Source organism: Paenibacillus silvestris (genome assembly GCF_009882985.1).
GTDB lineage: Bacteria > Bacillota > Bacilli > Paenibacillales > NBRC-103111 > Paenibacillus_E > Paenibacillus_E silvestris.
This window is the reverse complement of record NZ_WTUZ01000016.1, coordinates 209,543-227,336: the sequence shown is the minus strand read 5'-3', so window position 1 is coordinate 227,336 and position 17,794 is coordinate 209,543. Positions and strand designations below refer to the sequence as shown.

Below are 17,794 nucleotides of genomic sequence, written 5' to 3'. Positions count from 1 at the left end.
GCTGCTCAATAACCTATCTTCATCGTACCAAAAAAAAAGCGAATAAAGTTTAGCCCTCTTATGATAAAATGTTGTTAGATTACGATGAGGAGTTTTCGTTATGAAGCTAATGAACTATATGAATTTAAATGTTCATCCTGTGCAATTATCGTTTTTCAAAAATAGAACGCAAGAGTTCGAAGAAATCTTTCACGCTCACCAGGGGATGGAGCTTCTCATCGTCCATGAAGGTAGAGGTATCGCCATAATTGAGCAACAAATCATTGAAATGACACCAGGGGCGATTTTTTGCTTCCGACCTTTTCAGCTGCATCGACTTCGTATGTATAATCTTCCGCAAGAAAGTTATGTTCGCTCGCTTTTCGTTCTCGAACCCGCGGTCTTGGAGGCTGCACTCGCTGCTTTTCCGTCTCTGCAAGAATTCTTGCGTAAACTGTGGAAAGATCCGTTATCTCCCCAATCTTTCCATCGATCAGATCTTACGGAGCTGGAGCAATTATTCCGTCAGTATGCACCAAGAATTGAGGCTGCTGTCGATCAAGGCACCGAAAGACTGCTTGAGGAGCAGCTGCTGTTCCTAACAGCTTTTATTCACCAAGTACGCACAGGTTTCGAGGCCACAGTCACTTCTCAAACAGACTTAGCGCAAGTGCACCCGCGCAAAAGCTCAACAACGGCTGAACGCATGCTCTCCTGGATCGAAGAGAACTATAGCAAGCCGTTCAAGCTGGAGGACCTCGCACAAGCTGTTCATCTCACTCCGAACCACGTATCTGCTACGTTCAGGCAATCAATTGGCAGTACGATTACCGAATATTTGACCGCCAGACGTATTCGTCAAGCCTGTTGGCTGCTCAAAACAACCGACATGTCGGTCCAAGACATTGGGGAAGCCGTTGGGCTCGGTAATTTTTCATACTTTTGCCAACTATTCAAGAAACACGTCGGCTACACACCATACACATTTAAAGGAATGCATCGTTATGAAGAGCTTACCTAATGAAGTCGGGCATACAGGAGGACAGGCCATGAACAAAGAAGATCAGGTCATCATTGGTTTCAGGGACGTTTTCAACAAGATGGTTTGGCTTAATAAGTTTAAAATGGAAGGCAGCCTTAAGGGGTATACGTCAACTGAGGTACATTGCATCGAATACATTGGAAGACATGTAGATTCCAACGTGACGAAACTGGCGGAATCCTTTTACATGACAAGCGGTGCCATAAGTAAACTGACCAAGAAGCTCATCATGAAAGGCCTTATCGAAAGCTACCAGAAGCCAGATAATAAGAAAGAAATTTATTTTAGGCTTACCGAGCAAGGAAAAGCAATTGACAAAATCCATGAGGACCTCCACAGAGAGTTTCAAGAGCGGGATAAAGCGGTATTCGAGCAGGTAACGGAGAAACAATTTGACAGTATGCTGAGCTTTTTGGAAACGTATAGCAAGCATTTGGATGCAGAGATAAAGAAACAGGGGATAGATCCCAAATCGGAATAAATAGGAATCATATAAAAACCACGGCAGCCGGGCTCTTATGAGAACAGGCTGTCTTTTTGTCGTCCCATTTTTGTTGACAAGGAAGGAATATCATGATACTTTTGTTTCCTAGGAAGCAAAATAACCTCTTTTAGAAGGAGAATGTAAGTGTCTATTTTCAAATCATCCAATAAACAGAACACAGAACAAGCCGTAGATAAACACGCTCTGGCTTTCGGCCTTATCTCTGTATTTCTTTGCGGAATTGGGTTCAGCATCATAGCGCCTATCGTCCCATTCTTAGTCCAGCCCTATACAAGTAGTCCAGGAGAACAAGCGATTGTTGTGACGCTGCTAACCTCTGTTTATGCACTCTGCGTGTTCTTTGCGGCCCCCGTACTTGGGGCTTTGAGCGACAAATATGGCCGTCGTCCATTGCTCTTCCTATGCTTTATGGGGTCCGCAATCGGCTACTTCGTTTTTGGCATAGGAGGAGCTTTATGGATTCTATTCGTGGGGCGCATCATTGAAGGGATAACTGGCGGCAGCATAAGCACGATCTTCGCTTACTTTGCAGATATCATTCCACCAGAGCAGCGAACCAAATACTTTGGCTGGGTGAGTGCGGTCGTAGGTGCAGGCACTATCATTGGCCCAACGCTGGGCGGATTACTGGCCAAGTTCAGTTATTCTACGCCGATGTATTTTGGTGCTGTAATCACTTTATTGAACGTTCTTTATGGATTCTTATACATGCCTGAGAGCCTTAGTAAGACTAATAGACTGAAGGACATTCCCTTGGCAAGGCTGAACCCTTTTACACAGCTTACAAGCCTACTTTCTATGAAAAGCTTACAAAGGCTGCTGATCTCCGCTTTCTTACTTTGGATTCCCAATGGATCTTTACAGGCCGTATTTTCACAATTTACTGTGGATACTTTCAGTTGGAAGCCTGCTCTAATCGGCATTATGTTCTCCATTATGGGTTTCCAAGATATCCTTTCACAGGGTTTTATCATGCCAAAACTTCTTATGAAGCTTAGTGATGCACAAATAGCCATTCTGGGAATGGTCTCGGAGATTGCAGGCTACACACTTATTGCGCTGTCAGCTTTGTTCTCATTTTATCCTCTTTTTATCGCTGGCATGTTTATATTTGGTTTTGGTGATTCGATCTTTGGCCCATCATTCAACGGGATGCTTTCCAAGTCTGTCGATGCTAGTGAACAAGGCAGGATTCAGGGAGGCAGCCAATCGATCCAGGCCTTAGCAAGAATGATTGGCCCCATCATTGGAGGTCAAATCTATGTATCGCTTGGTCATGCCGCACCGGCTTTTATGGGGATGATCCTTATATCTGCGGCAGCGCTAGTTCTGTATAAGGGGACTAGGCAGAAGAGGAGCGTATAGTCCAACAACCTGCTCTGCGGTAAAAATAAAAAGCTGTCGCAGACGTAGAAAATTCTACTTTGCGACAGCTTTCTTCTATTATATGTGATTTCACATGTCAAACTCATCCGGCACATAATCGATCCGGGACTGAGCCTTGATTATCAGTTGCTGGAGTTGATCTTCGTACCTAACCGGCCCCTCTTTGACGTAGAACCAGATCTTACGAGTTGGCTGATCATCAAACTCCTGAAAGAGAAATACATTAAGCTCATGCTTCCAGTTAAGCAGTTCCTCGATAGCCGCGTTCTTCGGTGTGGAAACCGTAATGCGCCAGCCCTCACCCTCTGGATGTACCTCATAACTTAGTGAATCAGTTCCCGAGTGAATGAATGTACGGCCTCCGACGGCATGTTTAACAATGAGTACTTCTTTCATTACATACCTCCTTGGTTCCGTTATGGAAGGTCAATCAACATCATAAATGCGTCTTTCTCTGCCTCAATACTCAGATAGGATTCGGACTCGATGCGAGCCGTATCGCCTTCATTGAGCTGCTGTCCATTTACAGTAACTTGCCCTTCGATGACAAACATGAACACTCGGCGCCCTTCTTCTTGCTCAAATGGCAGCGACTTCCCTTGATCCAGCCGACTCAAATAAAGTGTCACGTCCTGATTAATCATCGCCGCCTGCTCAGATCCCTCTGGTGTCACAACAGGTAACAGCGTATTACGCAACTGCTTAGAGTCGTAGGGGCGAGTTTCATACGTCGGGAACAGTCCCAGCTCACGCGGCTCAAACCACAGCTGCAGAAACCGGGTAGGTTCTGTTTTGGAAGCATTAAATTCAGCATGCACGACCCCAGTGCCCGCGCTCATCCGCTGCACTTCTCCCGCAGAAGTAATCTCCGAGTTGCCTAGATTATCCGAATGCTGAACAGCACCTTCAAGCACAATCGTCACAATCTCCATATCGCTGTGAGGGTGAGCGCCGAATCCTCTACCCGCTGCTACCACATCATCGTTACAAACACGCATAACCCCAAAGTCGGTATTATTCGGATCATAATATTCACCGAACGAGAAACTTAATCGGCTTTGAAGCCATCCTGCATTAACTTGGTAACGGTTCTCTGCCGCATAAATCTGAATCATAGGAACCCCTCCGTTTCAAACTCCACCGACCTATTATTTACAAGAAAGAAACGCCTATACCTTGTATTTGAACGCTTATAGTGCTGTCGATTGACCCTTTTTAAAGAAGGAATCGATCGCAAGTTTATGGCTTCCGTTGAATAGCAGATATACAGCCATACCGATCAAAGCTAGATCAAGCTCATATCCGGCCATTTGGCCATTTCCAAGAAAACCGACAGCCAGCTTCACTTTGAACGTTGCGATGAGCAGGATAATTGCCAATATTGCGGACACAATACGTGTACCTAGTCCTAGAATCAGAGCAATCCCACCTACCAATTCGATCGTTGCCACTACATAAGCCATGGATCCGGGAATGCCAATGCTTTCGAACCAACCTGCAATATTACCGATTCCTCCTTGAAACTTTGCAACACCATGTGACAAAAAGATGATTCCGAGCAACACTCTTAAAACCAATGCGCCCATTTGTTGATAACTCTTCACGCTATTTACTTCCCCTTCCAAAGCTAACTTTTTTAAAGTATTGAACTTTATGTTCGTATAATATCTTTATTTGCTTACTTTTGTCAAGCAACTAAATAAAACCACCTCCTAATAGCTAGAAGAATGGTTTTTAATTTGCATCGCTAGCTGCTTGCTTTCTTGCAAAGCCTCCTCCAGAGGTAAAGCTGCAGCTTTATTGGGATTGGAATGACCGATATGTTCTTTCCAAGCTGCGCTTAACACTTTCTGGCGCTGCAAAACGAGCTGAAAGAATGGTGAACTCTCTGGTTGATCGACGAACGTTGGACGGATCTCACAACTTAAAGCAAACAATTGACGGAGAAGTGTTTCGGCGATTACCCAATGACCGTCTGCCAGAGGATGAATCCCGTCACCAGATCGATAGTCAGGATCGTTCATTCGCGCTTGTTCCCTGGCCTGCAGCAGCGGATCATAGATATTCACTGCAGCAGCACCCTCCAGAGAAAGCAGCCAACGTGCATACGATCTAAGAACATCATTGTAATGTTCATAGGGAGTCATATAGCTGTATGCTTTTACATCATAACCATCAGCAAGAAGGGTCTCTGGCCTAATAGCGGATGAGTCAAATGGCGGAGGCGTCATAACGATAGCCTTGGCACCACTTGATGAGACGATTCGGATAGCTTCCAGCAGCCCATCTTGATAAGCTCGAAACCGTTCTTCGGAAAAAGGCGAATAGATCCCATCGTTCATGCCATAACCTAACACAACCCAATCGGGTTCGCATGCGGTTAGCGCACGCTCGATCCGTTCATGGACACAAGGCCGCGGAAATGGATGATCTTCCTCAGATAAACCCGAAGCTGTCTCACTAGGCACACCAAGGTTAATCAATGTGAATTGCTGATCGGGAAAGTGCCGAAGCAGGCAGGCCTCTAAATAGGCAATAAACGTTCCCTCAGCCGTTATACTGTCCCCTAGGAAAAGGATTCTCTTTTCATCCGTCATCCAAGTTACCCCCGAGTTAATGTTGTCGCAAGCGAAAATGAGGCTGTCGAGCAGGTCATTCCTGACCCCGCACGACAGCCTCACGCCAAACCTTATTTTTTAATCGCTGCCGTATCGTACGCTTTTTGAAGAATTTCAAGATATCTGCCGAGCTTCAGGTTGTCGAGACCTTTCACATAAGCGTCCCAATCTTTGTTCAAATCTTTGTTCCCCGTAATGAACTGGAGTGAGCTTTGCTCGATATAATTCTTGATGTTCGTTTGAAGAATACTCGCCTCATCCGTCAGCGCCGGATCAATCCAGATCGCCCACATTGGGAATAGTTCTTTCGGTTCATGCCCTTGGTACAGCAGCGTTGCGTCATACAATCTGCGTTCATAATTGGCGGAATCGTAAACATCCGTGCCTTGTACGATGCTGTCGCGATATTCCTGAGGCTGGTAGAAATGCCCCATGCCGCTCCATCCCGCGTTACGAGGCGGCTGCCCGTCAACCGCAGGAATCGTCGCGATTTGTGGCGTAACCCCTTTGCCCAGCGCTACTTCGCCTTCCTTCGGCTTTCTCCAGTCAATGCCTTCCATACCGGATGCCGCATTCGTTTGGCCTTCCATCGTGAACATGTAATCGACCATTTTGATCAAAGCAACCTGCGCTTCTTTGCTCGCCTTATTCGTGATGACGAATTTCGCACCTGGAATCAAGCCGCCGCCATCATGTGTGGACAGTGATCCGTGCGGCCCTGTAAGAGGCGGAACTGGGTTATAGTCAGCTGAGTTTTTATTGCCTTTATCGATATTAACGAAAATAGCTGGATGCATGCCTGCCCCTGCCCCAAGAATTTGACCGGACCCGTTCTCTCCGATTTTCTTGAAAGCCTCGGCATTTTGAGTAAACGCGCCTGGATCGATCAAACCTTCATCGTATAACGACTTAATATACGTCAGGCCTTCTTTCCATTCCGGCTTATTAGCCACTGTATCCGCTTTCCCATTCACTAAGTTCAAATAATTGCGGTCGTCGTCATAGATGAAGCCATTCATCAGGAACGGGATAACCCGTACACCGAAATCTTCCGTTGAACCGCTAAGCGGAACTTCATCAGCCTTTCCATTGCCATTCGGATCATTCTTTTTGAAGGCTTGAAGCACCTTTTTGAAATCCTCCGTCGTTTTCGGCATCTCAAGGTTTAACTTCTTCAACCAGCTTGTGTTGATCCACATTTTGTTCGGATAAGAGCAGTGGAAACATTGCGTATAAGAACCAAGACCATAAATTTTGCCGTCTGGTGCTGTAATAAAGCTTTTGAACGTTGCATCCTTCTCCATTGCCGCTTTGATCGTTGGAGCGTATTGGTTAATCAAATCATTAAGGGGCAGCAAGACGCCTTGCTTACCGAACTTCAAGAGATCCGCTTGGGAGAACTGATCGATATACGCAGTTAGCATATATGCTTCTGGATAGTCACCGCTCGCTAACGAGATTTGGCGCTTTTCTTTCGCACCGTCGTAGGGAATAACATCGAACTTGAACTTCGCATTAAATTTACTTTCCAAATGCTTCGTGAACAGGTTCGTATTCAAATCAATATCGTTCGCCTGCTGCGCAAAAACGCTGATTTGTACAGGTTTGCTTGCTGTAGCTGCGCTCAGCGAAGCTGTATCTGTAGAAGGCTTCGACGATGCCGATGGCGATGCCTCTTGTGTACTCGTACATGCAGCAAGAATCATACTGAACATGATGATGAAAATCAAAGCGCTGACCGATCTTCTTTTCAATGATATCCGCTCCCTTTATTGTTTTGAAAAGCTAACTTATAGGTTCATCCTTAGCCTGTAAGTTGTCGTCGATCACCCCTTTCAATTCTTCAAAGCATCGCCTTATCCCTCTTTCTGCTAACCTTTAACAGATCCAACTAACATCCCTTGCACAAAATAGCGCTGCACAAACGGGTAAATGATCAGCACCGGAATCGTCGCAACAACAATGAGCGAATATTTGAGGAGCTCAGCAAGCTGCTGTCTTTCAACCAATTTCAAAGCATCCGTCGCATTCGAGCTGTTATTCAAAATAATAATGCTGCGCAAAATGAGCTGAAGTGGGAACAGCTGAGCCGTTTTGAGATAAATAAGCGCATCGAAATAAGCATTCCACTGGCCTACCGCGTACATAAGAAATAAAACAGCGATAATCGGTTTGGACAACGGAATCACGACGCTCCACATAAATCTGAGGTCACTACAGCCGTCAATCTCACTTGAATCAATAAGTTCATCGGGAATCGAATTTTGAAAGAACGTTCGAGCAATGATGACCTGCCAGACCCAGATGGCATTGGGAATTAATAAGGCCCATCTCGTATCAATAAGTCCCATTTGCTTCACGACCAAATAAGTAGGAATGAGTCCGCCGGTAAATAACAGCGTGAATGTGACTAACATCATGAGGACGTTTCGTCCCTTAAAGGTTTTGCGTGCTAGCGGATAAGCGATCATGATCGTAAGCGCTACCGAAATCAGCGTGCCAACGGCTGTATAGAACAAGGAGTTCGCATAACCAGTGATGATTTTCGGATTATCCACGAGTTGCGCGTATCCCTTAAGAGAAAATTCCACCGGCCATAACCACACACGCCCTGACGTCACGGCTGCTGGTGAACTGAATGAGGAGCTAAAAATATAAATCAGCGGATACAAAACGATCACCAAGAGGAGACTCAGGATCACATAGACACTAATGACAAATATCCTATCGCCCGCTGACTCTCGGATCGTTGTTTTCACGGTGTTCATCGCATGGTTCCTCCCTTCTCACCAAATACTCGTATTCGAGAGCCGCTTCGCTACCCGATTAACGACAACTAACAAAATTAAATTGATACAGGAATTAAATAAGCCGACGGCCGTCGCAAAGCTATAGTTGGCGTTTAAGAGGCCGATTTGATACACGTAAGTAGCAATGATTTCTGAATTCATTTTGTTCAGCGGGTTTTGCAGCAAATAAATTTTCTCGAAGCCTAATGACATGACACTGCCAACGTTCAAAATAAAAATGATCGTGATCGTCGGCAGAATGCCCGGCAAATCAATATGGCGGATCTTCTGAAACCGCGATGCGCCATCTACTTTGGCTGCTTCATATAGCGAAGGATCGACACCAGCCAGCGCAGCTAGAAAGATAACAGCGGAATAACCAGCGGTCTGCCAAATATCCGACCATACATAGATCGAGCGAAACATCCCCGGCTGCCCGAGAAAATTAATGGAGTCCATCCCCATATGATTCATGGCCACATTCACGAAACCAAGTCGGGGTGCTAGAAACAGCATGATAATGGAAACCATGACAACGGTGGAAATAAAATACGGTGCAAATGAAACTAATTGCACAAAACGTTTAAACTTGCCATTTCGTATCTCATTAAGCGCCAGCGCTAATAAAATAGGAATTGGGAAGCCGGCGAGAAGTAAATAGCCGCTAATGAGCAGCGTGTTTTTGATTAAAGTCCAGAAGAGCGGATTCTCAAAAAACAGCTGAAAATGCTTAAAGCCTACCCATGGGCTTCCCCAAATCCCCTTGGTTACGTTGTAATCCTTAAAGGCAAGGACGGCATTCAGCATTGGATAATATTTGAAAATAATAAAAAATAAAGATGGCGGGATTACGATTAGATACAGCTGCCAATGTTTGATAAGACTCTTTTTCACATGCTCCCTCCTACAGTCCGATAAAGTGTGATAGCGCTTTCTATATGGCTGATTATAGGTGGCTGCCAAGGCTATCGTATAGGTACATTTGCGTCAAATTGCGAACATAAAGCCCGAATATAGCAGGGCACTTACCTTAGTGAACGTCCATTTAACCCGCTTCCTCCACCATCCAGTCAATCCACTGTCCACTCACGCTGCTCACGATTCAGCCAACTCCCACCATATGGCTAGAATTCCATTTAGCCTTATCTTGAGAGAACTGAGGTACCCTATTTTGGAGAAAAACAAGCTGATTCCTTGTTATGGGGAACTACAAGGCCTTATTCAGCCTCTATGCACGGTTTTCGGATAAAATCGGCTAAATAACGAACTGTAGTTCCCTTGCAGATGGAAAGTGTGCTTTTTCATAAAAAATAGCGGATCATTGTTCCCTCTAAATAATAAAAAACCTAACCGCAGCAGCAGTTAGGTTTTTGTATTATTCCTCGACCGATTGTCTGAACGAGCTTGGCGAAACGCCCATCACTCGCTTAAAAGCCCGGCGGAAAGAATGTGAACTGTTGTAGCCGACATGCGAAGCAATTTCGTCGACGTTGTACTGGTTTCTTTTCAGAAGACTCGCTGCGTGATCCATACGAACTTTCTCCAGATGATCGGATAAGTTCGTCCCCGTCACCTCTTTATACAGCTGGGAGATGTATTTCTCAGGCCGCTCTACATGCTCCGCAATTCGGTACAAATTAAGATCTGGATCTGCATATCTCGCTGCGATAAATTCATTAATTTGTTTCACCGTTCGAGAGTGAGCATCATTCTTTTTACTCGTGATAAGACCGCACATGTCCGCAATAATCTCATTTATTTCTCGGGAAATAAGTTCGATGGATTCACTGGTCACAATAGCTATGATGCGATTTTTGATTTTCTCGAAGGAGTGGGATTCCATAATCGCTTTCTGATCGAGCAGCTTGAGCAGCGTTCCCTTCAATTCCCCGATGAACTGGTGCTTCATCTCCATGGAAAGCTCACGATTCTCCGTATTCTGCTCGATCATTGACTTGACGATACGTCCTGCTTCCTCTTCATCGCCTGCTCTAATTGTGCTAATCAATCGCAGCTCCAAATCGATGGGATAATAGTAGGTATTGCTCTCAATCCGTGTATCGCCCAACCATACGATTCCTTTTTTGTTCATATATATGGCGTTTTCCAAGGCTTGCCGAGCTTGCTCGTAGGAACGGCTAACCTCCATAACAGAGGTGAAAGGATCGCTTATCCCAGCTGTTATCGTAATGCGATATTCACCAAAGGCAAGATTGACAAGCCTGCTCAAGAGCGCCTCGATATCCTCTTTGCTGACTTCCTCCACAGCTTCTTGATCGCCAGATGTAAAAAGGAGAACCAATCGATCTGAACCCAAATCGGTCATATGAACAAGTACACGACTTTCATCTTCCATCAAAATTTGTTTCAGAATCAATCTGGCAGCGCTCAATTCATTCAGAATTTCAACGCTTTCCATATCGGAGTACCCATTGATTTGCACAATACCTGTGTATCCGGAATTGAAGCTGACACCAGTATCCGCCTGAGCAGCCGCAGACATGATCTCTTCTTTCGTTTGAAACTCTCCTGCAATTAGTCGCTTGTAGAACGCATCCCGAATCAATGGAAGCTGACGCTTGAGCTCGGATTCTAAGTGCTTGCTGTTCATCAGAATATTCGAAATGTTCCCCTGTATAAAATCATATTCATTGCGTGCTAGTGCCGCTTCCTTGCCAAAGTGCTCTTTCATGACCTGAAGCAGCCTATTGATTGGAAGCGTGTTACGGTACGAAAGCAAGTAGCCTACAAGTAGCCCTATCAACAGGGCAGCCCCCGTTACCGACCAGGTGATATACTTAATTTTATTCGCATTCTCCATTAAAACATGTCTTGGAATCCCCGTACTGTAGACCCAACCTGTTGATTTGGAACGAATTTTGATTACAAGATCATCTTTATAAAATTGGCTGATGGACTCTTTATTGAAGTGCGAATCCGCAGAGAGCTGTTCAATTTCCGGCTGAGTAATTCCCTGAGAGCTAATGGTATGTCCTTGTGCGTCGCTAATGTACATCCAGCTTCCCGTGTCATTTCGCAAGCCGGATAACACGCTGTTAATCGTTTTTTCATCAATAATCGTAACAACCGTAGCTGGAGAAGAGTCACTGAAACTGTCTAGTGGAAGCGATTGCATGAAAGTAATAACAGAAGTTTGTGTTCCACCTGTAATGAACGGACTCAGCGGCATAATTTCACTGCTATGCGTTTTTTCTAGAATGTTTTTTTTCCATTCATCTAAGGAAAGATTGGTATAATGCGATGTCTGATAATAATGTTCCGGTCGAAAATAAGCGTTCCCAGGCGTCACAAGGACGTTAACCTTGGTGAAATAAATAAAAAAGTGCTTCAGAAAGTCATTAGTCTGACTATAAGCCATAATATCCTTGGATATTTTCCATATCCCATACACATTGGTTTTCTGATCTATTACGCTTTCATTCAAAAGTACACTTAGATCCTGATTCAAAGCCAGCTGCCTTGTGAAGCTCTCCACCTCAGCCATTCTGCGCTCCAAAATCTCCTGACTTTTCTGCAGTTGCGTCACATTGTTTTCAATCGAAATGGACTGCGTGACAGCAATGGAGGTGCGGTATGACATGTACCCCGCGATACTGGGAATGATTAAAATAAGGATGTACGAAAATAGAAACTTCCGAAACACGCCTGAGAATTTGGGCACTGATAACTCCCCTTTCTATGAGAGCGCTTACTCCACAACTTATTATATAGAATTAGGGAATCAACGCCTAGGGTACAATTATGCTGACTACCATACAAATTTCCATTTTAGAGCAACCAAACATCATAATCGCTGAAATAAAAAACTCACTTCAACTGAAGTGAGCAAGGCGTTTCTCCCGTTTATCAACGAATCAATCTAATGGTAACGTAACTTCAAACCGTGTCCCGTAGCCTTTACGAGAGGTTGCTGTTATGGTTCCTTTGTGATTTTCGATAATTCGATAACAAATAGATAAGCCCAGTCCTAATCCATTCTCTTTGGTTGTAAAAAACGGGTTCAGAATTTGATCCAATTCTTCCTTGGTCATGCCGATGCCATTATCTTCAATGCTGATTCTAAAGCTATGATGATCATGTGAGAGCTCTGCGGAAAGCTGAATGGTCCCATTTTTTCCGATCGATTCGATGGCATTCTGGATAAGATTAATGAGGACCTGTTTAATCTGGGAAGGGTCGATCATCGCAACTGTTAAGGCGTTATCCATAATCGCCGTGATGGAGGTGTTTTTGAGAATAGCCTGACTATCCATGAATCGTACGGTATCCTTTAGAAACTCTTGCATGTTCACGGCTTTTCGCTCCGGTGTGCTTGGCTTGGCCATAACGACAAAATCGGATACAAGCTGCTTCATACTTTGAAGCTCTGTTTCAATTAAATGAACGTAACTCCATAATTTGCTGGGATCGTTAGATTGTTTACTGAGCTGAAAAAAACCAATGATGGCTGTAAGCGGATTCCTGATCTCATGTGCTAAACCTGCCGCCAGTTTGCCGATAGCTGAAAATTTCTCCGAGTTAATCCACTGGCGCTCTAGGATCACACGGTCTGTAATATCGCGAAACTGAGCGAAGGCACCTAACAATTCACCTTGTTCATTGAGGATGGGCAACACATCAAAGAGACACACATTTTCTTGATCCAAGGAATAGCGAAAGGTAAGCTCAATATTTTCACTTTGTTTGCGATATTTCAGAGCTTGATAAAAATAACTGCCAAAATGTTCAAACGGAAATACCGGTGTGCCTGTCACACTCTTCCTGTTTCTTCCCGTAATTTTCTCCGCATAAGCATTAAATTCGGTTATGATCCCTCGTTCATCCGTCATAATGATCCCATTGCGCATATTGTTCACCACAAGCTGCTGGATCAGGCTCTGATTATGATTAGCGAGTCGCAGTGACAACTCACGCTCGATAGAATCTACCATATTAGTAAGCAGAGCTAGATACGTAGGATGATGATGCTCGACTGACGTCATGATGGAAATGGCGCCTGATAAGTTATGGAAATTGGAAAAGTGGAAGGGAACACAATAACAGGCACTTTCCTCCAACATCTTATGATAATGCTCTTTACCGATGATCTGAATGGGTTTCTGCTCAAGCAAAGCAAGCGCTACCACATTAGTGCCCATAAATTCTTCATCACACTTGATGCCTTCTTGAATGCCCAGCCTATTGATTGTCGACTTCATCGTCTCATCGCCATAATTATCTAGGATATAACCTGTATCATTCGTTACGACGATGAGATGAGGTGTCCCTGACAAGAAGGCTAATAATTTCTCTGCAAAATAATTAGTTACCACTAGAATCTTCCGATACTTATGCTTCTCTTCTTGCAGCTGTTTGGCCGTCAACGTTAAACCGGGTACAGGTATTGTGGTGGGGTCCAAACCTTGCTGCAAGCACCTTTGGCGGGATTCCTCGATCCATAGTTCCATATGATTCTCCTCATTTTTTGCTCATCATTCGGTACGATATCGACTCAGATCTTGAATTCAATCCTATTTTAGTAAATTATACCATACTCCTCTGCCCAATAAATATAAAACCAATGTACTATATTGTGCTCATTCTCTCTCAATTACGCAAGTTCTATTAAACTTAAAGGCGCAAAAAAGAGATTATCTCCTTGGCCATGTAGCCTCCAGAGACAACCTCTATAGGGTTTCGTTGCATAAATACCTGACGATCAAGCACCGCGGAATAGAACATACACACCTTGCAATTATCTAGGCCATCTCATCTCTACCGGTAGCAGAACCGGGAAATCCGCATGAGGCTCCATCTGATACCAGTAAGCGACCGAAGAAACATCATCAGATCTCTCAAATAATTGCGCGTGATCATGGCCAATTTGTTGAATCGTTACTTTCAGATCGCTCTCAAAGCGGATAGGATCGGGCAAATGCCAGCGATACATCCCATGCATAGGCACCTGATGTCCATACCATGGATCAATGTCGGTCGTTTCTTTATAGTACGTATAGCCTAAATATGGCGTGGAATAAGACTCAGGCTCGCCCGTTTTCAAATTGGAGAAGCACCAAGCGCCACCCACATAATCTTCGGTCCCAGTCCCGCAAATGGTCGGCCACTCCACATCGCCATCCATATAGAATTTCATCTCGCCTTCTCCCCACCAGTTCCTTTCAAGCGCTGCCCACGCCAAGTATGTACCCACAAATTGACCGGTACCTTTGACATTGTCCAGAATGGTGTAATCCTTGCCAATCTCCGTCAGTCGCTCCCTCCGCCATTGTGCATGGAAATAGGCCGCATTCTCGGGCAACTCATCAACAAGGGTGTAGTTAAATGTATAGAAAAATCCGCCAATGTCATAGGCGTGCTGATTTTCAATCGTAATTTTCGCTGAGGTCCGAAACGGCATCGCGAAATAGCAGTTCATCCCGCCTGTCGGATTAACAGAAATCGGCAGCGAGTTGACGTTAGTTCGTCTGGCGAAGCCATTGCAGAAGAAATCACCAAGCGGCACTTCAACGGATGGCGTTTCTTCGTCATCCCAATACATTCTGAGCACAAGGTCACGAAGTACAAACTGTGCAGGATGTCCTTTGGCACCTGTTTTATCGGTAACGGTAATCCAAAAGTGCTGAAGAACACCAGCACCCTGTATATGTGCAAGCGTAGCCGTCTCACCTTGTTTTAAATCGATGCAGGGACGACCTTTTCTAGCAGTCCCTAAATTGCTGGCTGCTTTGCCTCCTTGCCCCTTCTCCCCCGTCGGATTCTCCGCCGTAATGGAACGTGTCCGCCCGTTTGTCACGAGAGGAGCCGTAGTTAAGCCATTTCCCAAACCATGCAGTTGCAGCATGTCCATCACCTCATGTATCATATATTGTTGTACCTATATCCATTATAAAGCGTTCTATCCACATTTATTTAGCATAGATTGCCGATTTACTTACCATATATTGCTGAGGTGATAGGATGGAACTAGATCAAATTTCGCCTTATATCCGAGTCGCGATGGATAGTGTTATCGAGACTCCGTGGACCATTGAAGAACGTATGATTTGGGATTATGAACTGCTGTTCCTGATGGAAGGTCATCTAGAAGTGAGGGTGGAAGAGCAAATTTATGAAGGGCGTCCAGGGGATGTTTTCTTTTTTAAGCCAGGTGAGCGACACGCTATTAAATCAATAGGGACACACACGATTCGGCAGCCGCATGTCCATTTCGATCTTAACGCTCTGCCGAATAGCCAAGAGGTTACCGTTTCGTTTAAGTCCATCGATCAGATGAATGACAAAGAAAAAGGATGGTTTCGAAAGGACTTGCTTTCGTCACCTCCTCATTTCATCCCGAATTATTTTCGGGCACGAGATGCCACCCACTTGGAGCAGGTGCTGCTCGATCTCATCCGTGAGCATGAAACCAAGCCTCCCTATTATGAGCTCCGTGTCAAAAGCGCAATGCTTGATCTGCTGGCTATTTTATTACGCGAACAATATTATGGCGGCAAAACAAACAAAGAGGGACAGGTCGAATTTCTATCCGAAATTCGCACTTATATTGATCGTCATGTCAATCAGAATGTGACCCTCGATGAGTTATCGGAGAAGTTTCATGTGAGTAAATTTCATCTCATTCATCTATTCAAAACGATGTTTCAAATGACACCCATCCAGTACCATCAGCACATTCGCATGGAAAGAGCCAAAAATAGCATTCAATTTTCCAACACTCCCTTGAGTCAGATCGCTGAGCAGCTGGGGTTTGCTAATATCCACACTTTTAGCCGGGCGTTTAAGACCGTTATGGGCAAGAGTCCGTCGCACTTCCGGGTAAACCGATAGGCCGTGGTGTAGGAACTTTACAATTGTAAAGTGATAACCCCCACCGCGGCTGCGATGTGACACCCTGGTACTAGCTAGGAGGAACTGTAGGGCGCTATTCCGAGAAAATGATGGGATTTAACAGCCGAGGGGGAACTACAGGCTCTTATTTCATGGTTTTTGAGCATTTTTCTATTCACAATGTGAAAATAACGGACCGTAGTTCCCATTCGAGTGCCTAAAGGGCATTTTTCCATGATATAGCGTCCTGTAGTTCCCACCGCCCTGCCCTCCCCCGAGATTCCCAGAGGAAGGCAATCCTTTATAACTTATTTTAACAAATCAGCAACTTTGACAGGTTGCCCAGTCCGAATCGCGCGGTTCGCGGCTATGCCAACCAGGATGGAACGGGCACCGTCCACATGATTCGCAGCCCTCCTAAAGCGGTCCTCTGCCGGTTCGCCAAAGATGTCGTTCAGCAGCACAGGATCTCCTCCACCGTGCCCACCAACACCCGTTTCTACGTTCACCTCATAGGGGCGGTCAAACATAGGAAAGACGCGTATTTCCTTATTTTTTATCGCTCCTTCTAGCGCTTTGTCTCCACCTGAATTGACATAGGATTGTTCCATAATCGTCATCTCGATACGGCCTTTCGTCCCATTAAAAGCAATCCGGTAACCTTCCCATGGCGAATAGGCATTTAACGAATAGGTCAATATCGCTTTGTTTTTATAGCGAACCATGACACCCATGGTATCCTCAATGCTGATGCCGTCTCCGAAGACGTTTTGATCGCGATGGTAGCCATCCTCGTGCTCGGCATCTAAATACATCGCCTTCAGCCGTCCATTGCGATCCAGATGGAGAGCAAAAGGATCATCTTCCGCAAGCGGATTGCCCGTTGCTCGATCATAGAACTGAGTTACACCGCGCTTTTCAGCGTTTTCGCGTCCATAAAAGAGCAGATCGCCAAGAGCAAAGACGGTATCCGGCTCGGACCCGATCCAGAAGCTGACTAGATCGAAGTGATGCGTCGATTTGTGTACGAGGAGCCCTCCACTGTTGCTCTTGTTACGATGCCATCTGCGGAAATAATCAGCGCCGTGTTTGGTATTGAGCAGCCACTCGAAGTGGACAGAGTTAACCTGTCCAATGACGCCTCCTTCAATCAGCTCTCGCACTTTCGTATGATGTGGCGCGTAGCGATAATTGAATGTAACACGCACGTTTCGTCCGGTCTTCTCTACCGTTTCAAGAATTTGACGGCACTTCTCCTCGTCAATTGTCATCGGCTTCTCTGTTATCACATCACAGCCTAATTCCATCGCACGAATGATGTAGGTATGGTGGGTTCTGTCAACGCTCGTGACGATGACAGCATCCGGTTTCTCAATTTCGATCATTTGGTCGAAGGCATCCGGTTTATAGGTTCGCACCTCTGGGTAGTCAAATTTCTGCTGCAATTGCTGGTTCGCGTAATCCATACGTGTCTGGTTAATGTCACAGAAGGCCAGCAGCTCCGTCGTTCCCCGAAAATCCCCTGCAATCGCGGAATAAAAGAACCGTGCTCGCCCGCCGGCTCCTACTAATACGTACTTTTTCCTCGTCGTCAATGTCTTTCACCCTTTTGATAAGAATAGTAAAA

15 protein-coding genes are annotated in these 17,794 nt (G+C 45.1%); 4 read left to right on the top strand and 11 right to left on the bottom strand.

Translation table 11 applies throughout. From position 1 onward, the window contains the following. Positions 1-100 precede the first annotated feature (100 nt). From GQF01_RS13800 to GQF01_RS13790, 3 genes are all read left to right on the top strand, one after another. Entirely contained in the window at positions 101-1,000 is a 900-nt protein-coding gene (locus GQF01_RS13800; protein ID WP_161407337.1) for an AraC family transcriptional regulator, read from the top strand. A 28-nt stretch (positions 1,001-1,028) separates the two neighbouring features. Then, positions 1,029-1,502, top strand: coding sequence for a MarR family transcriptional regulator (locus tag GQF01_RS13795; RefSeq protein WP_161407336.1), 474 nt, complete (start codon positions 1,029-1,031; stop codon positions 1,500-1,502). A gap of 147 nt (positions 1,503-1,649) precedes the next feature. Then, positions 1,650-2,891, top strand: coding sequence for an MFS transporter (locus GQF01_RS13790; RefSeq protein WP_161407335.1), 1,242 nt, complete (start codon positions 1,650-1,652; stop codon positions 2,889-2,891). Between the two features lie 90 nt (positions 2,892-2,981). On the opposite strand, the gene GQF01_RS13785 is transcribed toward GQF01_RS13790, so the two are convergent. From GQF01_RS13785 to GQF01_RS13740, 10 genes are all read right to left on the bottom strand, one after another. Further along, positions 2,982-3,308 carry a hypothetical protein gene (locus GQF01_RS13785; RefSeq protein ID WP_161407334.1) on the bottom strand — a complete coding sequence of 109 codons (327 nt, stop codon included), beginning with the start codon at positions 3,306-3,308 and terminating at the stop codon, positions 2,982-2,984. A 20-nt stretch (positions 3,309-3,328) separates the two neighbouring features. Further along, a complete protein-coding gene (locus tag GQF01_RS13780; RefSeq protein ID WP_161407333.1) occupies positions 3,329-4,027 on the bottom strand; it encodes a pirin family protein in 699 nt (232 codons plus the stop codon). Between the two features lie 75 nt (positions 4,028-4,102). After that, positions 4,103-4,516 (bottom strand): DoxX family protein, encoded by a 414-nt coding sequence (locus GQF01_RS13775; protein ID WP_328803458.1) that lies wholly within the window; start codon positions 4,514-4,516, stop codon positions 4,103-4,105. 108 nt (positions 4,517-4,624) lie between these two features. Then, positions 4,625-5,509, bottom strand: a complete 885-nt coding sequence (locus GQF01_RS13770; protein WP_161407332.1) for an SGNH/GDSL hydrolase family protein — start codon at positions 5,507-5,509, stop codon at positions 4,625-4,627. Positions 5,510-5,601: 92 nt separating this feature from the next. Further along, positions 5,602-7,284 (bottom strand): extracellular solute-binding protein, encoded by a 1,683-nt coding sequence (locus GQF01_RS13765; RefSeq protein ID WP_407945404.1) that lies wholly within the window; start codon positions 7,282-7,284, stop codon positions 5,602-5,604. Between the two features lie 117 nt (positions 7,285-7,401). Further along, entirely contained in the window at positions 7,402-8,298 is an 897-nt protein-coding gene (locus GQF01_RS13760) for a carbohydrate ABC transporter permease (protein ID WP_161407331.1), read from the bottom strand. A gap of 18 nt (positions 8,299-8,316) precedes the next feature. Beyond that, complete coding sequence (locus GQF01_RS13755) at positions 8,317-9,213, bottom strand: ABC transporter permease (protein WP_328803457.1); 897 nt, start codon at positions 9,211-9,213, stop codon at positions 8,317-8,319. Between the two features lie 481 nt (positions 9,214-9,694). Further along, a complete protein-coding gene (locus GQF01_RS13750; RefSeq protein ID WP_161407328.1) occupies positions 9,695-12,001 on the bottom strand; it encodes a helix-turn-helix domain-containing protein in 2,307 nt (768 codons plus the stop codon). A gap of 193 nt (positions 12,002-12,194) precedes the next feature. Continuing rightward, positions 12,195-13,787, bottom strand: coding sequence for an ATP-binding protein (locus GQF01_RS13745; protein ID WP_161407326.1), 1,593 nt, complete (start codon positions 13,785-13,787; stop codon positions 12,195-12,197). 287 nt (positions 13,788-14,074) lie between these two features. Continuing rightward, positions 14,075-15,181 carry a glycoside hydrolase family 172 protein gene (locus GQF01_RS13740; protein ID WP_161407325.1) on the bottom strand — a complete coding sequence of 369 codons (1,107 nt, stop codon included), beginning with the start codon at positions 15,179-15,181 and terminating at the stop codon, positions 14,075-14,077. A 116-nt stretch (positions 15,182-15,297) separates the two neighbouring features. Here GQF01_RS13740 and GQF01_RS13735 point away from each other — a divergent pair, with 116 nt between their 5' ends. After that, positions 15,298-16,167 (top strand): helix-turn-helix transcriptional regulator, encoded by an 870-nt coding sequence (locus GQF01_RS13735; RefSeq protein ID WP_161407324.1) that lies wholly within the window; start codon positions 15,298-15,300, stop codon positions 16,165-16,167. 308 nt (positions 16,168-16,475) lie between these two features. Here GQF01_RS13735 and GQF01_RS13730 read toward each other — a convergent pair whose 3' ends face one another. Then, on the bottom strand, positions 16,476-17,762 hold the full coding sequence (locus GQF01_RS13730; RefSeq protein WP_161407323.1) for a Gfo/Idh/MocA family protein: 1,287 nt from the start codon (positions 17,760-17,762) through the stop codon (positions 16,476-16,478). Positions 17,763-17,794 lie beyond the last annotated feature (32 nt).